This window comes from Lacihabitans sp. LS3-19, assembly GCF_024343575.1.
Lineage (GTDB): Bacteria > Bacteroidota > Bacteroidia > Cytophagales > Spirosomataceae > Leadbetterella.
On record NZ_RJUA01000127.1, the window covers coordinates 302,182 to 328,145 of the forward strand.

Genomic DNA, 25,964 nt, shown 5'->3' on the forward strand with positions numbered 1-25,964 from the left:
TTCGAATATCTGGATTCGAATATTTTCCATCAAATATAATAATAGGAATAGTGTGAAACAATGGAGTTTTGGCTTATTTCACGAGAAACTTAATCTCTAAAATTATTCACCGCACTTCATTTTTATTCAAAACCAACTTTAATTACTCCCCTTCTTCATCATCGTCATCTCCTGCCAATTTTGCTGGATATTTCTTGTTTCCTTTTACCGAAAACCAAAGAATTCTGTTCAGAACATCGTCATGCCCTTTGTCGATTTGATGAAAACCGTATTTAATAGTTTGGTCGTGAAATTTTAAGGCTGCTCCTGACAGTTTGCTTCTTACAGGATTCATTTCGTCGAGCGGTATTAGGTTATTTCTGGCTTTGTAATTAAAGGTAAAATCTGGGGTTTTATTGAAGCAATCAAACATGGGCAGAGCCGTTGCGTCTATTACGTTCATTGGTGGCAAACCCAAAATCAGTTCCATAGTGCGTAACATCGAAGTTTGGTTGTATTGGGTGCTTACTGTATTTTGAAGTCGGTTATAAGGACTGATTACAAATCCGGTGGTTCGGTAAGAGGAAATATGATCCCAACCTGCTTGGGAGTCATCTTCAGTAATAAAAATTACGGTATTCTTGGCAAATTTGCTTTTTGTGATTGCCTCCACAATCCTACCCACTGCCAAGTCATTGTCAGCTACCATGGCTCTCGGAGTGGGAAAGCTAGGATTTGTACCAGAGGTATGGTCATTGGGTAAGGCCATCACCATCAGATTGGGTAGGTCTCCTCCATTAGCTTCTCTTTCATTTAACTCTCTGATAAAATCATCGGCTCGCATCTGGTCAGAGACTATTTCCTCTGAACCACCCGGAAAAGTTTGAGACAAAAATGGCCTAATTCTAGAAATGGTAGTTGTACTATGATATTTTAAATCCGCTAAATCATTGTTTTTTCTCTTTTCAAAAAGTGTTTTCCAATCGTAGGTTTTTCCATCGTCAAAATGAAAATCACAGGCTTCGCCGTAAATCCGCACGGTTTTGCCATGATCTAAGGCATTGTTCCAAATCAGACCGTTTTTGTTGTACACCATGGCGTCGTATAAAACATGAGGATAACTACGGAACCATGCCCTAACCGACTTTTCTGTATAGTCTGTAACCATGCCTGCCGATGCCCAATGATGCCCCTCTGCCGAGCCTTTGCCTGATACGTGGTAATTGTCCATCAAAAGGTAGTCTTTGGCAAATTGATGTTGATTAGGTGTAACTGAATCACCAAAAATACAAAGAGACTCCATGCCTCTGCCTTGTGGTAAGTCACCCAAAACTTGGTCGTAAGTACGGTTTTCTTTAATGATATACAGCACGTGTTTGAAAACCGAAGGCTCTCCAATACGCTCAGGAACTGGAACTGGAGCAATGTTTTCCCTCGGGAGTTGCTTGGTAAGTTCCATTCGGTAGGATAAATTCAGTTTTTTTACCTTTTCGGTATAAGCGTCCAGCTGGTTTTGATTGGGCAGCTCAATAAATGAAATGGAGGCCAGCTGTTTATGAGCATTAAAAGCCTTTACTTTTTCGCGACTTTTTTTGCTTTTATCATCAAACTCCGTTGAATTTAGAGCTCTTGCACCTATGGCTTCCAAATTACAAACGATCATTTCATCATTATGCAAAACAATGGCCGAAGGATAGGCTTCTGTAGGTATAAAACCCTTGATAGTGTAGTTTTGATTCTCACTTTTTTGTTTTAAATCCACCACACAAATGGCATTATCGAGGCCATTGGCCACATATAAAACCGATTCATCGGCATTGATTGCTAAACCGTTTGGCGTGGAACCCACATATTCCTTTCTATCATTAAACAAACCAACCGCTATGGTATCAACGACCTTTTGAGTTTCAATGTCTATCACTGATATATTGTCGCTATTGCCATTAGATACATAAATCAGCTTTTTATCGGCACTAGAAATGATAGCATTTGGATGCAAACCTACTTTTATTTCGTTTAAAACTCTCCCAGAATTGGTGTTGATTATAGAAACTGAACCTTGACTCATGGCCCCAGTTTTGGGATCAACGTAAGCTTTCCCCCAAGGAATTCCTGCAGTTTCTAATCCGTCAGAATCATTGGGCACTGGGCCAGCCCAATTGCTCACAAAAGCCTTATCGCCAACTATTTCCAAGCCAAAAGGTGCTACGCCTGTTGGACTTTCGAAAAGGACTTTACTATCTGCAACACGTACTTTTACAAAATCGTTATTGCCATTCAGAACGGTATAAAAATACAAGTCACCATTTTCAATTTTTGTTATTACCTGATTAGGAAGAGCAATAGTGGCTGGAGCTTTCGGTTTGAAAGGGAACGCTTTGATAAATTTTGCTTTTTTGCCATCCCAATAGGCTTGCAACACAAAAGAATTGCCCAAGTCGTTTTCGTTTAATACCATATTTCTTCCTCCTGCACTCCAAAATATAAAGGTAGAATCGTGGTAAACAATGGAGCTTAAACCCGAAAAAGTACTCATGATTCCTTTAAACTTTTCATCTGAATTATAAGCCCATCGGTCAATCAGTTTTTTTGTATCGATATCAAAAAAAGCAATTCCGAAACGGTCTTCAACAACTAAAGTCTTGTTGTCGTTGAGTTTGATAGCATCTAAACTATGATTTTCTAATGTACCGTCTCCAAAAGCAACAGAAACACCTGCTGGGTCCAAAATACGGTTATAGGGCATTATGTAAGGAGCTTCGGTAGCTAAAAGAGTTTGTTGGTCAATAGTGTTGCTATATTCACTACTTCCTTTTTTTTGCAAATGATTGGTTTTGCAAGCCCAAAAACTAAAAGAAATCAGAAAAACAGGAAGAAAGGTTTTAAAATAATTTTTCATCAAAGGATAAATTGAGACATGCAATTTAACTTTTAAATACTGAAATCTTCAAAATTTGTATGTTGGATTTTTGTTAAGTTTTGTTCGTCTTCAAACTTAACCTATGATTAATAAACCTTGTTTTTCTTTAAATTTAACATTCTTAGATAAATTGTTAATTTACCCCAAATAGTTCAAAACATAAATTTGCATTATGTACAAACTTTTAAAGTAATATTTATGAAAATCAAATCTAAAATTTTGAAGTTTAATTCCAAAAAAATAAAAACACAATTAAATTAAACCTTTTGCCCAAAAAAGTATAAGCTATTCTTTATTCTGTTTTCCCTTTAAAAGTGGCGAAAATTGCCATTGCATGGCCATGTCCCAGTCCAAATTCTTCTTTAAGCCAATTTGTGATTTCGGTGGCTTTCACAGTTTTTACTAAAGCTCCTTTTTCCAAAAAACCTTTTTCTTCTGCAAGTTTTTTGAAGTCTTCAGGGCTTTTGCCCGTTTTCGTTTTGATGTTATCAATGTATGCTTGAAATGACATAATATTTATACTTATTTATTTTTCATTTAATGAATTTATTCCCTGCTCATTAAGCTTAGCCAATCCGTCTTTCATGGCCTTCACTTGCTCCAAAGGATGACCTTGCCAAATCGTAATTTCTCCAACTATTTTAAACGGATTTTCCGAACGATATGATTTTGTAGGATTACCAGGAAATTTCCTATCCGTCAAGTCTGGATCGTCTTCGATTGGCCCGGTTGGCTCTACTAAATATATTCTTTCTTTTCCATCTCCAATGGCCAATTCAGCTCCCCAAATTGCGGCATCTAAAGTTGCAGTCAAGAAAATGTATTTTGCGTTTTTTCTTTGACCAAAGTTGGAGTTTTTCCCAACTTCTATAAAATCGCCGATTTTGAGGTCAGCTTTTGTCCCATGGAAATACGTTTGGGCAAATGGGCTAGGAGAAGAATTTATTTTGATTGGCTCCATTTTGTTTATTAAGTTCGAAATACTGGCTTGCAATATAATAAAAGGGAAAATTGTATTTATTATATTTCTAAAACCAAATAATAAGTTAAATCAAATTTGACCTTAAATTTTAATTTAATCATTTTTTTAGGGTCTTAATATTTCCATTTTGCTCCTCTATCTTCTACATCCCACTTTCTAAATTCAGCAATTTTCTTGATGAGATTTATAGGTAAAGGCTTGTCATACCTAAATTGGACGGAATCTTTATTAACTACGTAATCATTTAATTCATTAAGAAATGGCTCCAAAGCTGGTCCAGTTGGAATAAAACTCAAATGAGATTTATGTGCCGAATAAGCAAACAATATAGTTTTAGACTCAAATACCGGTTTTCCCCATTTTAGCACTTCGCTTGCATCAGGAACTACATTTTTTAACAAACTTCGGAGCTCTTCTAATTTTCCTTTTGCCTCTTCTGGAGCATTTATAAAATATTCGTCCACAGTTTTCGGTTTCATTTTTGAATGGTTTTTAAAAGTGAATAAGTTTTTTTTTGTTCTTTATAACTTTAAAATTAACGTCGTCTTTTTCTAACTATTTTCACTACCCTACCATAAATGATTTCCGCTAAGTTCCAGTCGTAGCCATCAAAATTAGTAGTATTATTAAACTGAATAATTACCGTATCTATGTCTTTGTAGTATTTTGCAAAACTCTGATAACCAGGCAGCAGACCTGTATGTTCATATACATAAATAGAGGAATATATTTCTTGTTCACCTTCTTTAAACACCGAACCATCAATCAATGCCCTCAGGAATATGCCCACATCTTGTGCTGTAGCAATCATAGAGCCAGCAGGGTTTATAAAATCATTAAACTTCAAATCGTCCTCATAACCTACATAATACCCGCTCATTACTTGGTCTATATTTACTTCACTTAGCAAACTATATGTATTTTTTAGTCCAAGTGGTATCAAAATTTCCTCATTGATATATTGGTGATGACTATATCCTAACATTTTATCAAGAATTTCGCCTAGCAACAAATAATTCGTATTTGAATACCCATATTCTTCACCAGGTTCAAAGTCGGCAGGCTTATCTAACACCAAGGCTAGGTTATCTTTATTTTCCTTCGGTGGGGCTTCCCAATAGCCAGTGATTCTGGTAAAATCGGGAATACCACTTCTATGCTGCACCAGCAATCTCAAAGTGATTTTATCTGAATTTTCTATTCTGTTTTTGAGTTCGGGTAGGTATTCGGCTAAAGTTTTATCCAAAGTTAATTGCTTATCATTTACCAATTTAGCGACAGCTACTGCAACATATAACTTACTCACACTTCCAATCTTGAATAAGGCATTTGGGTTTGCAGGAATTTTCTTTTTTCGATCATGCCAGCCTGCTGCATAAAACGCTGGCGGTTTTCCCGCTTGGTCCACGTAAACAATCATTCCATCAAATCCATCTGCAATACACTCCTCCAATTGTTCCTGAATCGTATTTGGTAAAGGTAAAATCCAAGCTTTTACAAGTATCCATGGCACAAAATAAAGAGATCCAATACTGGCTGTAATTAATGAAATTTTTAGAATGCGTTTTATTTGTTGTTTATTCATAATTTTTTAAGAACCAAGCTTTTGGTAGAAAAAGGAGGTTGTTTTTTAGTAGAAAATTAGCTGGTTTAAAAAAACCTAGTCACTTCTTTTTTAAGTCAAAATCACTTTTAAAATTCAATCTAAATACCGAAGGGATGAAAATAGCAAAAGGCCAATTTTATTATAGCTCGATAAAGCCATCTATACGAAGGTACATATTTTTGCTAGAAAGTGCAATTTAGAACCTCAATGTACATTAATGGTGTCTGGAGATTTTTTAGAAGAGAAAACTGGTATTTTAGTTTGTGGAAATAAAAAAGAACTAATGTAACCAAGTAACACTTATCACTGTCTAACCAATTGGTAAAGATTCATAAATTGGAATTGAACCTAAGAATTGTATCAATTCATTTATGCAAAACATTTGGCTATTTCAAAATTTTAGCTGTCGTTTATTCTTTTATTCCTTGCTTTGGTTTTGCATTTTTCGGATTTGACCCTTTTATAGAATTAATATATCCAACTAATTGACCTACCTCCTTAGGCTCCAATATATAAGCCCAAGGGATACTACCTTTTTCTGGATTTCCATATACAATAGATTTAATTATTGATTTTTGATCTCCTCCTGAAAGCCAATAACTGTCGGTTAAATTCGGGCCTATCATTCCTTCTCCATTTTCGCCATGACAAACAGCACAATTTGATTTAAATATTTCCTTTCCAATAATGGAGCTATTTTTGTCACTTATGACTTTATATACTCCACTATTATCGTCAGAGATTTCATTTAACCAAATACTCTCTTTCATTTTCATTTGGATATTTTTTAAAGAATCCAATTTTTGCAGTTCTTTACTTTGAGGAATATTATTTAAAAATTCGATTAAAGCCAGAACTTCCGTATCACTTTCAACCGTTTCCCCATCCTCTTGAATGCTTTTTTGGATTAATTTGGCCTGCGAAAGCAATAATTCCCAATCCGAAAGTTTTTGATTTGGATAGATTTGTTTAAATATACTTTGATTTAATTTTTGATCGAATAAAACAAAATATGGAGGCATTTTTGAATCTGGAGCGAAAAGTTGAGGATCAATAAAATTATTATAATGCCAACTGGCAGGGTATTTACCTTTTAAACCGTCGAGGCTAACAAAACTTGTGTCTTTAGTTTGATTGAAGGTATGGCAATTATTACAAGATTCCCTTTTGAAGATGTATTCTCCATATAAAGCCAAATAATTTGGCTTGTCTTCAACAATAAATGATTTTGAAGATTCAAAGTAGTTTTCGGACTTAAAGGAGCAAAAAAATATGCAGATTGAAATGATAGTTAATATATTTTTTTTGTTTTTCATTTTTTGAAATTAGTGAAATAATAGACATAAATAATATGGGAAAACTGAGTGCCATAATTAGAAATTCTTACAAAATGCTTATTCGAAAATTAAACGATTTCTTAAAAATGATGAAAATCAAAGTTTTGTATAATCGCATGAAAAAATGTAATTAAATGCAAAAGAAAGATTGAATATAGCTTAAAATTCGGAGGTTAAATGAATGATTAATTTACTAAATTTATTATACTCAGTTCTATTTCCCAAAAGCTTATTCCGTAGGAAATTTCGACATATCCATATAGAAAATCTCCCATGTATGACCATCAAAATCTTCGATGGTTCTTTGAGTCATAAAACCATAATCTCGCATTTCGGCAGGCTCAACGCCACCTGCATTTAGTCCGTTTTCCATCATCAAATTAACTACATCTACGCTATCGACAGACAAAGAAAAAAGTCCCGCTAATTTGGATTTGGTGTCGGCAATTGGTTTGGTGGCAAAGCTTGCAAACTTTTCGTGAGACAAAATCATTAAAAAAATATCATCACTCCACACCATGCACTTTCCGGCATCGTCTGAAAACTGAGGATTGTTTGTAAAACCCAATGCCATATAAAAATCCATAGATTTTTGGACATCGTTTACCGCTAAATTGATAAAAATTTGCTTTGCCATATTATTGTTTTTGTTAAGTGCCCATAAAAGTTTTTGTACTTGCTGAAATAGATGTTTCCGTTGTTCAAATTTACAGAAAAGTTAAATGAAATTGCAAATGTAATTTTGCTACATTTCATTCAATAGGTATACATAAATCCACAATGGTTTTCTTCTCTGGATGTTCATTGAAGTTATTATGGTAGATTTCAAAAGGATTTCTGTCGGCTTTTTTGTAACCGTTTTCATTCATCCAAATAAATAGGCTGTCCCACGATTTTTCAAATTCTTGCGTTTCAATCACAAAACGAGCCACAATGTTTTTGCCTTTTTCTAAAGTCGAAAGTCCAATCTCACCATCGACTTTTAGGTCTTCATTTGTAAGAATTCCAATGCTCATTCTAACTTTATCGGCATCCGTTACTTTAAAGCTGTCATGAAAAACCCTGCATACTTTGGTATCTGTTTTTGCAAACAATCCTTTGGGTGCCGCCCATTTTACTATTCGCTGAAAGGCATCTTCTATTCCATCAACCCCTATTTGTGTAACATACGCCAAATTCATCTTTGGCAATTCTCTGATTTCAATTTTTGCATTCACCATTATCCAATTTTTGAGATTATTAATGTTGCAAAGGTATTCTTCGGTGATAAAATTCACTTTACCAATCTTGCTATTCACTTTACTAATCTTGCTAAAATTATCCAAGTTTGCCTTGCGAAACGCCTTTGGACTCTGACCATATATTTTTTTAAAGGTGCTAGAAAATGTCGAGTCGTTTTTGAAGCCATATTTGTCTGCAATCTCAGCAATGCTATATGCTTTATTGTGTATCAGCATCATGGCAGTTCGTTCTACTCGTTTTCGAATGACATAGGCGTTTAAGGTTTCGTTGGTAATAGCTTTAAAAAGTCTATGTAGGTGAAATGGCGAATAAAAGGCGATAGCTGCAATCGTCTGCAATGACAAATCCGCATCTAAGTTTTCGTCTATAAATGCCAAGACTTTGTTTATTCTTTTGATATATTCTTCTTGCATTTCTCTTTTTTCTACAATAAGTTTTAAGATATTAGCAAAGTATTTTCCATTAAAAACCAACAAGGAACAAAGTAAATATTTTTAATAATCCCAACAGATTTATCTCTGGATTAAATATCAGTACATTCTTTATATCATGCTTTTTCTGTGAATTTTACTTTCAAAAGTTTAATATCTAACAAATAAGCAATAACCTTGGCTCTCCATTTTTTTCTATTGGGGCTCTGTGAACACAAGGCAGAACTTTGCTTTCGGGATGATCTACCGCCAACCGCCACAAATGTCCGAGACCCAAATTGATTGGGCGTGCATTTGGCAAAGCTTGGTAATGCAGATCAAAGAAATTTTCAACAAGAAATGCCTCAAAATCTTCGTCTGGGCCGTCGAAAAGTTTCATGAGTTCAAGCCGTATTTCGGGAACGAGGATTTTTTGAATGGCTTTTGAATTGGGCAAAATATCACTCGACTCGCCGTAGTAAGTGCATAAAAACGTATCGGTAGGCACAGGCGAACGATCTACATGATATGAATACACATCTGTTGGGAATAAGGGAAAGGAATCGTCTCGCTCGTAGTATTTGATTACATTCAGAACCGGAGCAGCACCTTGAGCTGTCAATAGTTTCATATCATTTAAAAGGACTTCACGAGCCAGCTGCCCCTGCTCGCTCAAGTGCATTTCACGTAGTTCTTCTTCGTCCATTACCGTAATATTTTCAGTCAATTCTGCCTTACTGACAATCTCAGCAAAATCGCCAATAAGTTGACGTGACCAGCACATCGCATTTATATCACCCTGAAAAGGCCGCGAAACAAGGTCTTGAAATTGCGAAACACGCAGTATCTGATGCTCATCTTGAGTTAAATCTATCATAATGGCAAAAGTACAATCTATTTGGGAGATTATTGGATTTGGATTTTTGGGTTAAGATTATGAAAAGTTTTCAAAATAAAGGGTTTTCGATCTATTAGTGTTTCTAAAAATAATTGAATCCATTTTAAAACGGATTTATTAATTCTATTAGAGAAATATAGGATTGAAAATTCTATATTTCTGGTTTTGATATGTTCTATTGGAATATATTGAGGAGGGAAAATTCCACTCCAATACATGGTGCAAGTCAATCTACCAAACGATTACTTGTAGTCAGCTTGCCTGATTTAAAGGTAAGAAAATAAGAATTAGAGAAGCGAGGAGGCGGTCCAGATTTACCAATGGATTATCAACAAACCCGCACCAGCCGATCCTCCTAATCCCACGCTGGATCCACCACCGGCTCCCGGCGTAGAACCACCACTGGCGGTTACTGAAATTAAATTTCCAGTTGTAGAATTATCTGACATATCATAAGAAATGGTGTTACCAGAACCTCCTCTTTGATTCGGATAAGAATCACCTCCTTTACCTCCCGTAATTATTCGTCGAAAGTCTGTACTACCAGCCTGTACATAGGTTGTTGAAGATATACCTCCATCCTGGCCGGCTACAAACTGGATTAAACCGGGCAAGGTGGTTTGCACAATATTATTAAATAGAACTCCAGTTCTTTGTTGTGAGACCGCATAAGTTCTTGCAGGAGCAGCTGAAGTAATTAGCCTGGTTGATCCTCCGTTAATATTGGTCGACGTACCTCCTTTACCCACTTCGATACTTAATGTTTCGCCTGGTGTAACATTTACTACAAAACTGGCAAAGTCACCGGCGTCACCTCCAGTTGTAAAGGTAGTATTAGAACTTGTTGTTGGCATTACAAAACCGGCATCGCCTGCCCCCCAGGCTTCAACCCAAATTTGGTTGACTCCAGCAGGAACTATCCAACTGGATGAAACGTAACTGGGAGATGAATTATACAATTCACTCATGAAGCCCTGTGAATTAGGAAACCTGCTATACAATCCCTGATTTCCCGCTGTTCCCGTCAGATTGCTCCATTGAGCTCCGTTATAATAAGCTAGGTTAGCATTAGATTGATCATATACCACCATACCTGCTGAAGGAGATTGAATGGTAGTAGGAGGTGAAGTAACTTTGGGAAGAACCAGACCCTTTGATGTAGAACTTACATCAACGATAGCAGAATTGCCATTGGGTGAAATTGTGACACTTTGAGCATAATCTGGGAAATTTATTAACAGGATTAACATTATCAGTACTAAGTCTATTTTTTTCATGATCTTAAAATTTATAACTCAAAAATTATCATCAAGTACATTTTGTATAAAAAATAAATCTATTGTTTCTCAACTAAAAGTCTCAAATTGACCAAGAAGTTGCTTTTAAAATAAAAAAGTCTTTCAAATTAATATTTGATATTAAACACTAAGTAAATTTATTCAAATTTTTAATTACTGATTTACAGTAAAAACGAATTTTATTTTACGGTTTGCGACTGAGAGAACCAATATTATAACTCTCTGCAAAATTAGGACAGGTTATAATACTATAATAAGAGTTTAAAATTTACTTGTAACCATGAAAAAGAATAATTATTCAAAACATTAGATTATGAAAGTACTCGATGAGTATGATATATCCAGCCAAACAAGCTCAAATTGTCTTAATCTATATAGATATGTTTGAATAGTGAGGCAAATTTCTGAATAGATGTTGACTCAATCGTTGTTCCAAGTGTTGGGGATTTAGTTTTTTTAAAGTAAAATACAAAATGGAAAAAATTTAGCTTCAACATGTCTTTTCGGAACATGTATAGGAGAGGTATAATATGCCTTACCAACAATCTCAGCAAAATCACCAACAAGTTCACGCGACCAGCACATCGCATTTATTTCACCCTTAAAAGGCCGCGAAACAAGGTCTTGAAATTGCGTCACACGCAGCATCTGATGCTTAGCTTGAGATAAATATATCATAATGACGAAAGTACGGATAAATTCAATTTAGGAGATTGTTGAATTTAGATTTTTGGGTTAAGATTATGAAAGTGTCAAAAAATTGAGTTTTGAGCCTACTCCCAATGTCCAATTCAATCCCGAAAGCTTTTGTGAAGCTCCATTCTAAATGCTTGGACGCATTACGTTGTGCCGAACGAAATCTTAGTTCATATGTGCCGTTCTACTTGTTTGCACTTCAAAGTTTTAGTCCAACCGAACAAATTTTACTCGTTCAATTCTGTCTGCACTCAGTAAGAATGTTTTCGGAGTCCCACCATTATTTTCAATGTCGAACACATAATTGTTAACTAATAATTTCGTTGGTGAAATTAAAAATCCTTTTATGCTGTCTTGGCTACCGACAACCTTAATATCGTAATACTTGTCGCCTGAAAACTTAATGTCTATTGTTACATTAGTTTCTGAATTTATAAACTTCCCGTTAAGTGCCTGATAATTATATTTTGTCCAATTACTATTAGCCTTTGTTAAGGTATATGGTGAGTGAGAAGTATAATAGACAGTTACTGTCATTTCATCTTCTTCATTTTTTTTGAATTCCTGCTTAAAGTCTGGGTCGTAAGTTTGATGTAAAATATTATCTGCTTCTCGTTCTAATTTCACATCGTTGCGTCCAATTCGTTTTAAGTATAAAATACTATCTATTCTTTCAAATTGAAATGTAAAATTATTGTCCGTTTGATAAGTTCCAACCATATCTTCCTCGCTTACAAAGCTGCCTACTTTGGCTGGTTTTGTAACTAAATAACTTGCATTGTTTTTTAGATTAAAAACCACATCAGCCATTTGTCGTGTCTGTGTATTTGGTGTTGATTTGCCAGTATTTGTAAGTGTAACAATAGAAATATTTTTGTTTGGAAACCTTATAACTGTGGCTTTCCAAGCTCCAGTTGCTCCTTCATGGAATTTATAAGGTAGTCCTTTGTAAGTGCTAAATTCAAGTCCATACCCATAATTTTTGATTGTTGAATTATCAGTTAATTGTTGACTTTTTTCTAAAATCTGTCTTTTTATTTTACTCTTTATTTTTCCTTGAAGAATTTGCTCCCAGTGAAGTTGGTCTGCCAATGTTGAAAAAATATTTCCATCGCCACAAACATTCCAAATCCAATCATAAGTTGTCCAAGTGTCAAAATTGAAATATGCTTTTGCAATTGGTCCCCGAATTTTTGTATGGTTGTTTTCAAAAGAAGTGTTAGGCATATTTAATTTTTTGAACAAATCATTTGTGTATTCGACAAACGATTTTCCTGTGACCTCTTCTACAATGGCAGTTAATAAAATGTAGTTAGTGTTACTATACAAATATTTTGTACCGGGATTGAAATTTAATTCTTGCTGTTTTTCTATTAGTTCCAAAACATCTTTATTGCTAAATGAATGTTCCCACCAAGTTAAGCCTTGCAAAGACCACAAATCATAAACATCTCTGATTCCACTTGTATGATTAAGTAAATTTTCAATAGTAATCTTTGATTTAAGTTTTGTGTAAATGGTTGGCAAATATTTTCTTATGTCGTCTGTTAAGCTAATTTTTTTCTCGTCAATCAAAACAAGAATGGCTAATGCTGTAAATTGTTTGCCATTTGATGCAATGTTAAACCGTGTGTCCTTTGTAATTAAACTGCTGTCTGTCAAATTAGCAAACCCAGCAACTTTTTGGTAAACTATTTTTCCATTACTTACAATGCCTGTTGCAATTCCTGGTGCACCTTTGGGAACATCCTGTGCTGCAATAGAGTCAAGTAGTTTTATTTGGATTGGTGTAAAACTTTTAGGGGATTGCCCATGCAAAACAGTATTTTCAATAACAAAAAAGATAACTGCTAGTTTTCTCATTTCTAATTTTTTTTGCAAATTTTAACTTTTGCAAACTATAATTCGCTTTAAATCCTGATTTGACACCTATTTTGGAAGGTATTTTTCAATATATTCTTTGGGATTTAATGATGTGGCTCTTTTAAAAGCCCTATTGAATGTAGATTTGGAATTAAAACCACATTCAAAAGCAAGACTTAGTAATGTTTGTATATTATGTTCTCCTTCCTCAATTTTTTGTATTAAGGCTTTTATTCGATAGTGATTTACAAAATCGTTAAAGTTCATATTGAACCCTTGATTAATAACCTTTGAGATTTTTTTTGAGTGCGTACTTAATTTGTTGCTTAGGTCTGATATAACAAGTTCTGGGTTCTCATACATTTTGTCCACCAGCATCAGCGTTTCTATTTTTTCCTTCCATAAATCAAAGTCTGGTATTTCATTCTTGTCTTCTTCAAAATTGTCATTGTCCTGTATTGATATGGGAAGTTCAGTTTCACCGGGACCATATGCCTCAAATTTGAAATCCGCATCGAAATTTAGTGGGGAAACGCGAAAAGACGTGGCTGATAATATTGAATTTGTATAACCGCTTATTGACATGTAATAGAAGAGGATTGAAAAACATACGTAATACCAAAACTTTTTCCCAAATTCATCCCACTCAGGGTTGACAATAAAAAATAAAATACGAATAGCAATAAGCATCAAAAATGCTATTAGAAATCGTTTAGCCCACTTAAACATTACCGAATCAGCAAAACTCACCACATTATAAGTTAATGTTTTATACTTATAGTAAACTTTGAGGCTTTGAGTTAAATAATAGCCTAATGAGAACAGTCCGGTTATCTGATACCATAATGAAAAATCTTTGTCTTTACCATCTTTGTAAAAATAATTTTCATTCAAAATGACATTATCTGTGAGAAAAATAAAAAATGAGTAAATCAGATAGATAGCAGAAGGTAAAAAATGAATGTAATCTCTTTTAGAAAACTGAAATGACTTGTCAAGTAAGGCTTTTGTGTAGAAATATAATACAGGAGGCAGTAAAAATAATTGTTGAAAGGGGATATAAAAAAGAATATTTCTATACGGCTGTTGAGAATACCATCCAGCAAATCCAAACATGAAAGGTGCAATATAAAAGGAGCATAGTATCGTAAATAAACTGAGCCAAAGACTTGATTTATTTTCGTTTTGTAATCCTTTAATTAATAGTAATGTGGAAAAAACCATTCCGTGTAAAAAGAAAATCAGTAAAATCGAACTTTTCAAACTAAAAGAAAAAAGCATCACTTTCTAATTTTTAAATGGAATGGAATTTTGAGGTCTCTTGGTATGCCACCTAACATTTAGTAAATGACAAGTAGGCAATAGCGATGCACTAAACTTTCGGTTAAGCACAGGCTTTGATACGAGCCAAAAGCCTTGATTTTATAACTATTTCTCTTATTTTTTATATACATTTTTGACAGCAGATTTCCTTTTCTTACGCCATATTCCTGTTCCTATGATTAGTATACAAATTATAAATAGTCCAATTATTATAATAGTGGTCATTTTTTCAAGAAGCATTGTAAATAGCAACGTGTCAGTTTTCCCTGTCTCTAAAAATACCCAATCGCTGGCTATTCTTGTTGCTAAATTTGGGTTACCTGTCTCTAAAACAATTATTCCGTCACCTGAAATTGGATTTATTCTTATTGCCGTATTTATTGGTGGTGTACTTTTCCCATCGTGTCCGAAAATGTCTTCATCATTTTCAATATCAATATAAAGCATAGTTCCTAAACCATAAATTTTTTCACCCATGCTATCCCAATGCGATTTTCTCATTAGCTTTAATGATTCAGGGCTTATCTTTCCTCTTCCAATTGGCTCATTATTACTGCCTTTTAAATACAATTTAAAAAATATTTCTAAATCAGAAAGTGATGTATATAAAGAAGTTGCCGCCAAAGAAGTATAATAAAAATGTGGTGCGATACTTTTGTCAGAATTGTAAAATTCACAGAGCCTGTTTTTTAAGGAGTCGTTTAAAATGTAACTACTACTAGTCATTTTCAAAGGTGTAAACAAACTGTCTTTCATAAAATCATTAAAAGTTTGTCCACTTGTTTCTTCTACCAATAATTGTAAAATAGTAAATCCACCACCAGAGTATTTCCATTTTGAACCCGGCTCAATTCCTACTTTTACTTCGCCACTTTCTCCTTCATCAACGTCTTTAGCTTTAGTAAGTGATTGTTCTAATGTTTGAGTTGAATCTTTATTTCTAAAACCATTGTAACCTAATCCATCAGTTAAGCCAGCCGTATGACTTAACAATTTCCTTACGGTTACTTCTTCATTGTCAAATTCACTTGGCGGAAGTTGCCATCTTGTAAGATACTGATTTACAGGTGTGTCTAAATTTATTTTCCCTAATTCAACGAGTTTCAAAATACCCACGGAAGAAACAATTTTAGAAAGGGATGATACTTGAAATATAGTATTTTTATCAACTTTTTTATTTTTAGAATAGAAGAGTTCTTTTTCAACTTCCCCTTCTTTTATATTCGCCATTGCAAAGTTTCCTACAAATTCTTTTTCAATTTGCTGATTAACCGCTTTTGAAAATAATTTTGGGTCGTTACTGTCTGTAAAAGGTTTATGCCACCAACCTTTTAGTGTTCCATAAAATGAAAGTCCAATCCATAAAATGGATAAAAAAATAATCGCAAAAACGTATTTGAAAATTCTTTTCATTTCTAGTTTTTTTTAGATTTTTATGGTTTTCTAAACGATTTGCTATGTTTAAGCTAGGCTATGGCCGCTATTAAATATATCTAAGTGTTTGTAGAGTTTGATCTTTCAATTGAACAAATATATTGTTTCGTTTCCTTATATCCAATATATTATTACTTGTTTAGGCTTCAACATTTCAGTTATTAACCCTTACCAAACGGATAATTATTTTTTGCCAAAAAAAGCCTTCCTGTTTTATCAAGCTTCTGAATCCAGTATTTTAAAATCCTCACTTATTACAAAAAATGACCAAGTTTCTTATCTTCAAAAATAATTTTGTATGTTTGAATATTAGCTAATCATAAATTTTTCTTGGATGGATACTATTCTTTCTGAAATCAAAAGTTTCTTTGGTTTAGGTGGCGTTTTCAAAATCATTTCTACGGGCGACTACAGTGCTTTTCTGACTTACGAGGGCATCACCTCCATTATTGGCCCTCTGATACCATTCTTAGTTATTTTCGAACTCATTGCCGGTTTGTTTTATAAAAATCCTCATACAAAAGTTTATAAAATCAATTTCTTGATTTATGTATTAAACCGCGTTGTTTCAAGATTTATATCTATCGGTGTTATTGGTTTTATCTTAGCAAATTTCCAGAAATACGCCCTTTTTCAAACTACTTTCACGTGGTATTGGCTCATTTATGGCTATGTTATTTGGGAGTTTTCGCATTTTATTTACCATTATTTAGGGCATAAAGTTCGCTTGTTTTGGTGTTTGCATTCTACCCACCACGCACCCGAAAATATGAATCTCTCTGTTACTTATGCTCATTTTTTCTTGGAAGGACCTTATGCCGATGCTATCAGGGGGTCTATTTGTATTTTGGCAGGTATTCATCCTACGCTTTTGTTTTTCATCATGTTTGTAGATGGCACTTGGGGGGCGTTTATACATGTAGGCGAAAATATCGTAAAAGACGGAAGGTTGGGACTGCACAAAATTCCTGTGCTTGGGAAATACATACTTTCGCCCACTGATCACCGCGTGCACCATGCCCGGAATCCACTGTATATGGACACCAATTATTGTAATTTACTCAACATTTGGGACAGAGTTTTTGGGACTTATCAACCCATAGAGGAGGACGTACAGATAGAATACGGAATAACCCGCGAGGTGAATTCTGGCAATATTCTAGATGTTTATTTCGGCGAACTTTGGGCTTTGATAAAAGACATATCAGCCGCACCAAACGTAAAGTCCATGTTGCTGTACATCGTAATGCCTCCTGGCTGGTCCCCAAACGGTGCTCACAGAACTGCGGATGTGGTTAGAAGGGAATATTTAGATGGAATTAAATGAGAATTCAAATTCAAAAACAAATTCAAAAGCAAATACAAATTCAAATAAAAATACAAATTCAAAAATCAATTTAATCGCAAATCAAATTAATCAAAAATCGAATCTCCCGATAATTATCGGGACATAAATCGAATTAATCGAAAATCAATTTAATCGTAAATCGAATTAATCAAAAGCGGATTGCCGCCCGAACCTCTCACCATCTAACTTGCCCATTTCCTCGGCAAATCCATTTTTCGGTTACTAATTTTTCTAGAGCAAAAGGTCCGCGGGCATGAAGTTTCTGGGTAGAAATACCGATCTCGGCCCCAAGTCCAAACTCACCACCGTCCGTAAATCTGGTGGAAGCATTGTGGTATACCGAAGCAGCATCAACTTCCTGAAGGAAGGTCTCTGCTAAACTTTGATTCTCAGTAATTATAGCCTCGGAATGTTTCGACGAAAACAAATTGATATGCTCTAAAGCTTCACCAAAACTATTGACGGTTTTTATAGAAATCTTGAAATCCAGCCATTCTTTGCCAAAATCCTCTACTTGAGCATGTTGGAGTTTAGCAAAGCCATTTTTCTCAAAAACTGGATGCGATTTATCGTCAGCAAAAACCTCTATATTGTATTTTTCAAATCCTTCTTTCAGCAGTGGAATAAGATTTTCTAAAACGGCTTCATCCAAAATGGCACAGTCTAAAGAATTACAAACCGACGGTCGTGAAGCTCGAGCATTTACTATGATTTCGGCAGCCATTTCCAAATTGGCCGTTTTTTCGATATAAGTATGGCAAACGCCAGCACCCGTTTCTATGGTTGGTATTTTGGAATTGCTCCTTACGTAATCTATCAAAGATTGTGAGCCACGGGGAATTATCAAATCCACATATTTATCGGCTTCCAGCATTTGGGCCAAGTATTTTCTGTCAGTTGGCAATAACATAACGGCATTTGAAGAAACACCATTTTTGGCAAGTGCCTCATGAATTAAACTGACCAAAAATTGATTGGAAAAATGAGCTTCTTTTCCGCCTTTTAGCACACAAGCATTGCCTGACCTTATACAAAGCGAAGCTACGTCTATCGTTACATTTGGCCTGGATTCAAAAATAGCCCCAACTACACCCATTGGTACACTGATTTTTTGCATTTTTATGCCGCTGTCGAGCGTTCTCTCGGTCAATATTTGACCACTGGGATCATTTAGTTTCGAAACCTCTTCCAATGCATCTGCCAAACCTTTTATTCTGTTTTCGTTTAATAAAAGTCTATCGTATTTGGCATCTGCGGGGTCCATCAGATCCAAGTCGTCCTTGTTTATTTGGATGATTTGCTCCGAGTTTTCCAAAAGGATTTTAGCCAAATCTGTTAAGATTTTTGCTTTTTGGTTCCTACTCAATCTTCTGATTTGAGATGCAGCTTTGTGCGTATTTTTTAATAATGGTTCTATACTCTCCATTTCCAACGATTTTATTCGAAAGGCAAAGGTCGGGATTTTAAATATAAAAAAAAGGGCTAAAAGCCCCTTTTCTTTATTTCACATTTACTTTTCCTGTTTTTTCTAAAAACGCCTTGTCTTTTTCTTCCAATTTCCAGTCTTTGTCAAACAAACCCTTGGCCAAAACATTGTTGAGCGTTTTGTCATACAGCACCCAGTCGCCGTAGCCGTTCAACACACTAAGTTTCGCCGTAGCTCGCAAACGAGCAAACATGCTACCATCCGCATTGGGCAATTCCCAAAAAGGCAAACCTGAATTCACCAAAATGTATTTTTTACCATTCGGGAAAATATAGTTAAGACTTGCACCTTCCACCTCATGTTTCAAGCTCATGGGCGTTTTATCTGCATATTTGGCCACGAGTTCGTTGGTCTCAACATCTCCAAATAGAACCAAGTTGGAGCGTTCGATATCACTTGGCCTAACTTCTTTGTCAGCCAATACTCTTGGAAACACCATCACTCTACCCAAGAAATCTCCCCTATAAAAACTCCAGTTTGCTGCTTCTTCAGCTATTTTTCTTCGCTGCTCCAATTCTTCTTTGTTCGGATTATCTTTGGTTCCATATACATAAATATGCCTATCAGCTATCACCTCGGTCATTGGTCCTTCTTGATTGGCGATTTTCAAACTCGTCACATCTTCTCTCTTTCCAATCACCCACTTGTCTGCAGATTTTACCAGTATTTGGCCATTGTTTAAGCCATAAACTGAAAGGTTTTGACCGTCAATATTTAGGCTAAGTTTCGACTTACCATTGAAGTTTGGATGTTCTAAGACATTGATTGAGAAAGCATTTATATTTTCTGTTTTTACGTCCAACACATTTTTGTTTTTAAAATTGGCCTCGATTTTTGCAATCTCTCCAATTTTCTTATCCACTATCTCTACCCAATAAGCTTTATTGTACTTCATTTGGGCAGTACTAAATTTCACTTTGGTCGGAAACGGATTTCGCTTGAAATTCGAAAACCAAGAAAAAATAAACTCATCTTTATAGGCATTTACCCAACTATCATGTTTTACCCCTGGATATTCTTGGTATTTCACATTTGAGCCCACTTTTTTAAAATCTTCCACCCATTTTCTTGTGTTTTCTACTTTTACGGCTGGGTCAGCATCTCCTTGGAAAAAATGAACGGGAATATTAAACGCATTGTCTAAATAGTTAATGGTTTCTGCTGGTGGAGCTGGACAAACCGGGGCAATCGCCGCCCAAATATCTGGTCTCGTAAGTCCAATCCACATGGTGCCACCGCCGCCCATTGACAAGCCAGTGAGATACATTCTATTTTCGTCAATTTTAAATCTTTTCTTTACATCAGCTATCATATCCCAAACATCTTTTTCGGCAATTCCCTGATAGCCCATAGTACCTCTGACATTAGCCGAAACTACGATGTAGTCAACATTTTTCCATTTCGGGAAATATAAACTCGCTTCTACGTCGTTTTCCCCTTCGGCATTACTTTTACCGAAAACCCTTCTTAGTGCCAAGCGATGGTTTGATCCCGCTCCGTGCAACATTACCACCAAAGGATAGTTTTTTTTCTCACTAAAATCTTTGGGTAAATACAAACTGTAAGGCTGCTCGGTATCGTCTACATCCGAATGAAAACTTAAAATTTGCGGGCCACTAGATAAGGTTTGGGCATTAGAAAAAGAAAAAATAAAGAGGATAAATAAAACAGAAAGGTTTACTTTTTTAAGGATTAAATTTGTCATTTTTTATGGCTTAAACATATTGGGAAAACGTTTACAATGCGAATTTTTAAATAATTATCCATATTTCAAATCAAAAGAGTCAAAAAGAAGGTTTCAGAGGATTTAAATGTGGTTTTTGAAAATAAAATATCATTTATTAAAAGTTTTTAATAATGTCTTTGCCTACAATGAGAAATATCAGTATTTTGCATAAACTATTCAACAAAAAACATGTATCTAGACAGAAGAAATTTCTTAAAAATAGCTGGCGTTTCATCCGCTTTGCAAATGATGCCGGGTTTGAGTTTTGGGCAAAAAGATGAAATCATCATTGGCCATAATACCCACAAATACAAAGTAATGGTAGGATGGGGTGTATTGGACGCACAAAAAACACCCGTGAACGACTGCCACGAAATGGTAGAAGACGCCAAAGGTCGCCTGATAATGTGTACCAATGAAACCAAAAATAACATTCTGATCTATGATAAATCGGGAAAATTGCTTGAAACATGGGGCAACTCCTACCCAGGAGCCCATGGACTCACGATATTCAACGAGGGCGAAAAACAATATCTTTTGTTATGCGATAATAGCCGCAATCAGGTAATCAAAACGGACTTGAAAGGCAACGAGATTTTCAAAATTGAATACCCAAAAGAAACAGGCGAATACCAATATCCCAGTCAGTTTGTACCTACAGAATCGGCTGTAAATCCACTCAATGGGGATATTTATGTAGTGGATGGCTATGGCAAAAACTTCGTGATGCAATATGACGCCAAAGGAAAATACATCAGACACTGGGGTGGCAATGGCACCGAAAGTGGTCAGTTTAAATGCAACCATGGGGTGATTGTAGACATGCGAAAGCCTGAAAATCCGACTTTGATTATCACCTCTCGCCAACAAAACTGTTGGAAGAGATTTACGCTCGATGGCAAATATTTATCAACTATCGAGTTGCCCGGTTCATTTATTTGCAGACCAGTTATCAAAAATCAAAATCTTTTCGGAGCTGTATTTAGGTCAACGTCGGAAGACTATCCCAACTCAGGGTATATTCAGATATTGGATGCTAACGACAAAGTAGTTTCTTCTCCAGGAGCATCGGAGCCAATTTATATTAACGGAAAACTTCAAGAACAAAGAAAATCTGATCCCGCCAAGGTATTTATGCACCCACACGATGTCTGCATAGACTCCGACGATAGCATTTACATACCACAATGGGCTTCTAAAAAGACTTATCCTGTTAAGTTGGAGAGGGTGTAGGGGTAGTAGAATTAAAATATAATAATTTAATAATTAAGTAGCGATTTTATATCTGGATTAGTATATTTTTCAAGGGGAAAACAATGAATTTTAAAGTTTTCTTTTTATAATTGTATTGTTTTTAAATAAAAACTTGAAAAAATGACTGCGTTAAATTTAGAAAAGTATAGGACTTTTACTCTAAATGAAAAAGGTACACCCATATCGGTATCTTTGGATTTGAAAAATCGATCTATGAAAAGACTTTTTGAAATATTAATGGAAGATTTTGAGGATTCTTTAATTGCAAAAGAGAGGCAGGATGAAGAAAGTTTGCCATGGGAAGAAGTAAAAGCTAATTTGCAAGTTAAGTAGTTTCAGCAATGCCTTTTAAAGTAATTATTAAAAAAACTGCTCAGAAAGAACTAGCAAAACTACCTCAACATGTAATCAAAAGAGTTTTTGTTAAAATTAAAGAATTAGAAACAAATCCCACACCATTTGGGAGTATTCAATTAAATGAGTTTGAAATTCAAGGACTTAATTATGATCAACTTTATAGAATAAGAATTGGAGATTATAGAATGATTTATGGTATTGAAAACAATATAGTGACTATTTCAATAATCAGAATCAAACATCGAAAGGAAGTTTACAAATAAAATCACAAAACATACTCCAATTCGCCCCCTCATTTTGTTCCCACCCCTTCAATCCCTATTTTTGTATTTTTAAAAAGAAGAAATGAATATTTTAATAATAGGTTCGGGTGGAAGAGAGCATGCTTTTGCATGGAAAATAGCACAAAGCAAAAAATGTGAAAAGCTTTTTGTGGCTCCAGGCAATGCCGGCACCATTCAAGTAGCTACCAATGTTGATATAAAAGTTGATGATTTTGAAGGGATAAAAAACTTGGTTTTGTCCGAAAACATAGGCATGGTGGTCGTTGGGCCTGAAGATCCACTGGTCAAAGGCATTGTGGATTTTTTCAAGGCTGACAAAAAACTTCGTAAAATCAGAATAATTGGCCCAGACGCTTCGGGTGCACGTTTGGAAGGAAGCAAGGATTTCTCCAAAGCTTTTATGCAAAAACACGGCGTGCCTACTGCATTTTCAGAGACATTTACAAAAGACACTTTAGAGGCTGGTCTGGCTTATTTAGACAAACAAACAGGCCCTTACGTACTCAAAGCCGATGGACTTGCTGCCGGAAAAGGTGTAATTATTACTGAAAACAAAGAAGAAGCCAAGGCAAGCTTAAAAGAAATGCTGACCGAAGGCAAATTTGGCGAAGCTGGAGATAAAGTGCTTGTCGAGCAGTTTTTAAACGGAATCGAACTTTCGGTTTTTGTGCTTTCAGATGGCAAAAACTATGTGATATTGCCAGAAGCCAAAGATTATAAAAGAATCGGAGAAGGCGATACAGGCCTTAACACAGGTGGTATGGGTGCGGTTTCGCCAGTACCTTTTGCCGATGCTGCATATATGCAAAAAGTGGAGGATTTAGTTGTAAAACCAACCATGGCAGGTCTACAAGCAGAAGGAATTCATTACGTAGGCTTTATTTTCATTGGTTTGATGAACGACAACGGCAATCCAATGGTGATTGAATACAATGCTCGCATGGGTGACCCAGAAACTGAAGTGGTTTTGCCAAGAATAAAGACCGATATGGTGCGTTTGTTGCAAGCAGCTGCAGATGGTAAATTGGACAAAATCAAAATATCCGTAAATCCAAAGTCTGCGGTGACTACAATGGTTGTAGCTGGCGGATACCCTGAGGCCTACAAAAAGGGCGATTTGATGGAAATTCCAGTTGCTGAAAAAGATACGGTTATATTTCATGCAGGTACAAATACGACTTCGGAAGGTGTAGTTACCAATGGTGGCAGGGTAATTGCCCTAACAGGTATGGGCCGCACAATGGCCTCGGCAGTGAGGAAATCTCAAAAAATGGCCAGAAATATTAAGTTCAAAAAGAAGTATTTCAGAAAAGATATTGGAAAAGATTTGATGAAATATTTGGAGAAATAGTTAGTTTTGTTTTTGTTAATTAATTAGAAAATCGTTCCGTCCTTGTTTTTTAAGTAAAAAAAGCAGCGTAAATCGGATAAAAATATATATTCTTATGGCGTGTGGACAATGCTCATCCGGTGGATGCGGCAATATAAAAAACGTAGCAGAAGAAAAATCCAATCACAAAACTACTGCAGGTTGTAGTTCGGGAGGTTGCTCCACTGGTGGGTGCAACAAAATGAATTCTTTTGACTGGCTCTCAAACATGGATACGCCAAAAAGTGCGAGGTTTGGTGTGGTAGAGATAAAATTCAAAGGTGGTAGAAAGGAATACTTCAAAAACAAAAGCAATCTAGATCTTTATACAGGAGACTTTGTAGTTTGTGAAATGCCCACAGGCTATCATATTGGTTCGGTTTCTTTACAGGGCGAATTGGTAAGGTTACAAATGATCAAAAAAGGAATAAAAGAAAGTGATGAACTTGCGGTTATTCATAGAAAAGCTACCGAAAAAGACCTCGAAAAACATTCACAAGCCATAAATAGAGATCTCACCACGATGTATCGCACACGTGAGATTTGTAAAGAGCTGAAGTTAAATCTTAAACTTTCTGAAGTAGAGTTTCAGTCAGACAATTCCAAAGCCACATTTTATTATTCAGCCGACGATCGTGTGGATTTTCGTGAGTTAATAAAAACACTCGCATCGGAGTTTAAGGTCAGAATCGAGATGCGTCAAATTAGTCTTCGCCAAGAGGCAGGAAGACTTGGCGGAATAGGCTCATGCGGAAGAGAATTGTGCTGTTCCACTTGGTTGTCTGATTTTAAAACTATTCCAACGGCGGCGGCTAGATACCAAAACCTTTCGCTTAATCCTGCTAAACTTTCGGGGCAATGCGGAAGATTGAAATGTTGTCTTAACTATGAGTTAGAAACCTATATTGATGCTATAAGAGATATTCCTGTAATAGACAGAGCCTTGAAAACAGAAAAAGGCGATGCAACTCTACAGAAAACCGATATATTCAGAAGAATCATGTGGTTTAGTTTTCCAAACGAAACCAACTGGTACCCAATAAACTGTGCCCAGGTAGTTGAGATTCAGAAAATGAACTTGGAAGGTAAAAAACCAGTAGGCTTAGAAAACCTTATGGAAATGTCGGAGCTGGTGCAAGCCAAGCCGGTAAGCATAAACAACGATTTGGAAAGGTTGGACAAAAAATATCATACAGGCAAAAAGAAAAATGGTCCTAAAAAACCAAATAGACCTGAAAATAGAAATCAAGACCAAAAGCCAAGGGTGGAAGGGGAAAGTCAGCCTAAATCAGATCAGCCAAGAAATCAACAGCAAAGGCCAAATCAGCCAAGATCCAATGAATCTAGGCCAAACCAAAACCGTGGGAACGAAGCTAGACCAAATCAGCCAAGGTCAAATGAACCAAGGACAAACCAAAACCGTGGCAACGAGCCTCGACCAAATCAACCCAAACCAAATGAACCAAGGCCAATTCAAAATCGTCCTAACGAACCAAGAATAAATGAGCCAAGGCCTGCAAATGCTGAAACGCCACAAGCAAATGCTGGAGAAACTCCACAAGGGGGAAATCCTGTAAACAAAAACAAGAATAAAAGAAGAAAGAAATTTAAGAACAATAATAGACCGGACAAACCAGAATGAGAATAGCAATATTGGTAGTTTTTAGCCTTTTGATGTCTTGTAAGGGCAGTTCTGACCTAAAAGAAATTAGGGATTTTAAAAATTCGGAGTGGTTTATTGGCAAAAAACAAAGCTTTAGTTTTGAAATAAAAGATGCCAACAAGGCCTATAATTTCAACTATTTGGTAAGAAATACGATAGGTTATCCTTACTATAATCTTTACCTAAACCAAGTATTAACTGACTCAAGCGGAAAGGTGTTGGTAAACTCTATGGACGAAGTTATTCTTTTTAATCAGAAAACAGGAAAACCTTATGGCGATGGCCTAGGTGATATATTTGATAACAGAATTGCTGCACCGAAACTTCAAAACTACAAGTTTCCCAAACCTGGAAAATACAAATGGACACTAAGTCACAACATGCGTCCTGACCCATTAACAGATATTATGTCTATAGGTGCTGAGGTATTGGCCCAAAAGTAAAGCGATTTTTCAAATCGCTTTACTTTTGGTAAATGAAAATTTAAAG

At 35.6% G+C, this 25,964-nt stretch carries 22 protein-coding genes; 7 read left to right on the top strand and 15 right to left on the bottom strand.

Annotated elements, in window-relative coordinates; all coding sequences use genetic code 11:
• Positions 1–142: 142 nt before the first annotated feature.
• The 13 genes from EGI22_RS21875 to EGI22_RS21935 all read right to left on the bottom strand — a co-directional run bounded on the left by EGI22_RS21875 (position 143) and on the right by EGI22_RS21935 (position 15,967).
• A complete protein-coding gene (locus tag EGI22_RS21875; RefSeq protein ID WP_255070673.1) occupies positions 143–2,878 on the bottom strand; it encodes a bifunctional YncE family protein/alkaline phosphatase family protein in 2,736 nt (911 codons plus the stop codon).
• A gap of 313 nt (positions 2,879–3,191) precedes the next feature.
• Positions 3,192–3,410, bottom strand: coding sequence for a DUF4287 domain-containing protein (locus EGI22_RS21880; protein WP_255070674.1), 219 nt, complete (start codon positions 3,408–3,410; stop codon positions 3,192–3,194).
• 15 nt (positions 3,411–3,425) lie between these two features.
• On the bottom strand, positions 3,426–3,860 hold the full coding sequence (gene arr, locus EGI22_RS21885; protein WP_255070675.1) for an NAD(+)--rifampin ADP-ribosyltransferase: 435 nt from the start codon (positions 3,858–3,860) through the stop codon (positions 3,426–3,428).
• A 134-nt stretch (positions 3,861–3,994) separates the two neighbouring features.
• Positions 3,995–4,360, bottom strand: coding sequence for an iron chaperone (locus tag EGI22_RS21890; protein ID WP_255070676.1), 366 nt, complete (start codon positions 4,358–4,360; stop codon positions 3,995–3,997).
• 56 nt (positions 4,361–4,416) lie between these two features.
• Complete coding sequence (locus EGI22_RS21895) at positions 4,417–5,466, bottom strand: serine hydrolase (protein ID WP_255070677.1); 1,050 nt, start codon at positions 5,464–5,466, stop codon at positions 4,417–4,419.
• Between the two features lie 431 nt (positions 5,467–5,897).
• Positions 5,898–6,803 carry a c-type cytochrome gene (locus EGI22_RS21900; protein WP_255070678.1) on the bottom strand — a complete coding sequence of 302 codons (906 nt, stop codon included), beginning with the start codon at positions 6,801–6,803 and terminating at the stop codon, positions 5,898–5,900.
• Between the two features lie 250 nt (positions 6,804–7,053).
• The gene (locus tag EGI22_RS21905; protein WP_255070680.1) at positions 7,054–7,461 is read right to left on the bottom strand and encodes a VOC family protein; all 408 of its coding nucleotides are present in this window, start codon (positions 7,459–7,461) and stop codon (positions 7,054–7,056) included.
• A 115-nt stretch (positions 7,462–7,576) separates the two neighbouring features.
• Complete coding sequence (locus tag EGI22_RS21910; RefSeq protein ID WP_255070682.1) at positions 7,577–8,479, bottom strand: GyrI-like domain-containing protein; 903 nt, start codon at positions 8,477–8,479, stop codon at positions 7,577–7,579.
• Positions 8,480–8,654: 175 nt separating this feature from the next.
• Positions 8,655–9,260 carry a hypothetical protein gene (locus EGI22_RS21915; protein ID WP_255070683.1) on the bottom strand — a complete coding sequence of 202 codons (606 nt, stop codon included), beginning with the start codon at positions 9,258–9,260 and terminating at the stop codon, positions 8,655–8,657.
• Between the two features lie 428 nt (positions 9,261–9,688).
• On the bottom strand, positions 9,689–10,651 hold the full coding sequence (locus EGI22_RS21920) for a hypothetical protein (RefSeq protein ID WP_255070684.1): 963 nt from the start codon (positions 10,649–10,651) through the stop codon (positions 9,689–9,691).
• 924 nt (positions 10,652–11,575) lie between these two features.
• Positions 11,576–13,231 (bottom strand): serine hydrolase, encoded by a 1,656-nt coding sequence (locus EGI22_RS21925; protein ID WP_255070685.1) that lies wholly within the window; start codon positions 13,229–13,231, stop codon positions 11,576–11,578.
• A 66-nt stretch (positions 13,232–13,297) separates the two neighbouring features.
• A complete protein-coding gene (locus EGI22_RS21930; RefSeq protein ID WP_255070686.1) occupies positions 13,298–14,125 on the bottom strand; it encodes an AraC family transcriptional regulator in 828 nt (275 codons plus the stop codon).
• A gap of 543 nt (positions 14,126–14,668) precedes the next feature.
• Positions 14,669–15,967 (bottom strand): serine hydrolase, encoded by a 1,299-nt coding sequence (locus tag EGI22_RS21935; RefSeq protein WP_255070688.1) that lies wholly within the window; start codon positions 15,965–15,967, stop codon positions 14,669–14,671.
• Between the two features lie 355 nt (positions 15,968–16,322).
• Here EGI22_RS21935 and EGI22_RS21940 point away from each other — a divergent pair, with 355 nt between their 5' ends.
• Positions 16,323–17,315, top strand: coding sequence for a sterol desaturase family protein (locus tag EGI22_RS21940; RefSeq protein WP_255070689.1), 993 nt, complete (start codon positions 16,323–16,325; stop codon positions 17,313–17,315).
• 196 nt (positions 17,316–17,511) lie between these two features.
• On the opposite strand, the gene EGI22_RS21945 is transcribed toward EGI22_RS21940, so the two are convergent.
• Complete coding sequence (locus EGI22_RS21945) at positions 17,512–18,762, bottom strand: glutamate-5-semialdehyde dehydrogenase (protein WP_255070690.1); 1,251 nt, start codon at positions 18,760–18,762, stop codon at positions 17,512–17,514.
• Positions 18,763–18,835: 73 nt separating this feature from the next.
• On the bottom strand, positions 18,836–20,527 hold the full coding sequence (locus EGI22_RS21950; protein WP_255070692.1) for a PHB depolymerase family esterase: 1,692 nt from the start codon (positions 20,525–20,527) through the stop codon (positions 18,836–18,838).
• Positions 20,528–20,737: 210 nt separating this feature from the next.
• On the opposite strand from EGI22_RS21950, the gene EGI22_RS21955 reads away from it, so the two are divergent.
• The 6 genes from EGI22_RS21955 (at position 20,738) to EGI22_RS21980 (ending at position 25,918) form a co-directional block, all read left to right on the top strand.
• Complete coding sequence (locus tag EGI22_RS21955; RefSeq protein ID WP_255070693.1) at positions 20,738–21,781, top strand: 6-bladed beta-propeller; 1,044 nt, start codon at positions 20,738–20,740, stop codon at positions 21,779–21,781.
• Positions 21,782–21,922: 141 nt separating this feature from the next.
• Positions 21,923–22,135, top strand: a complete 213-nt coding sequence (locus EGI22_RS21960) for a hypothetical protein (RefSeq protein WP_255070694.1) — start codon at positions 21,923–21,925, stop codon at positions 22,133–22,135.
• 8 nt (positions 22,136–22,143) lie between these two features.
• The gene (locus EGI22_RS21965) at positions 22,144–22,422 is read left to right on the top strand and encodes a type II toxin-antitoxin system RelE/ParE family toxin (protein WP_255070696.1); all 279 of its coding nucleotides are present in this window, start codon (positions 22,144–22,146) and stop codon (positions 22,420–22,422) included.
• A gap of 82 nt (positions 22,423–22,504) precedes the next feature.
• The gene (purD, locus tag EGI22_RS21970; protein ID WP_255070698.1) at positions 22,505–23,794 is read left to right on the top strand and encodes a phosphoribosylamine--glycine ligase; all 1,290 of its coding nucleotides are present in this window, start codon (positions 22,505–22,507) and stop codon (positions 23,792–23,794) included.
• 220 nt (positions 23,795–24,014) lie between these two features.
• The gene (gene ricT, locus EGI22_RS21975) at positions 24,015–25,454 is read left to right on the top strand and encodes a stage 0 sporulation family protein (protein WP_255070871.1); all 1,440 of its coding nucleotides are present in this window, start codon (positions 24,015–24,017) and stop codon (positions 25,452–25,454) included.
• The gene (locus EGI22_RS21980) at positions 25,451–25,918 is read left to right on the top strand and encodes a gliding motility lipoprotein GldH (protein WP_255070700.1); all 468 of its coding nucleotides are present in this window, start codon (positions 25,451–25,453) and stop codon (positions 25,916–25,918) included. Before ricT ends, EGI22_RS21980 begins: the two co-directional genes overlap by 4 nt.
• Positions 25,919–25,964 lie beyond the last annotated feature (46 nt).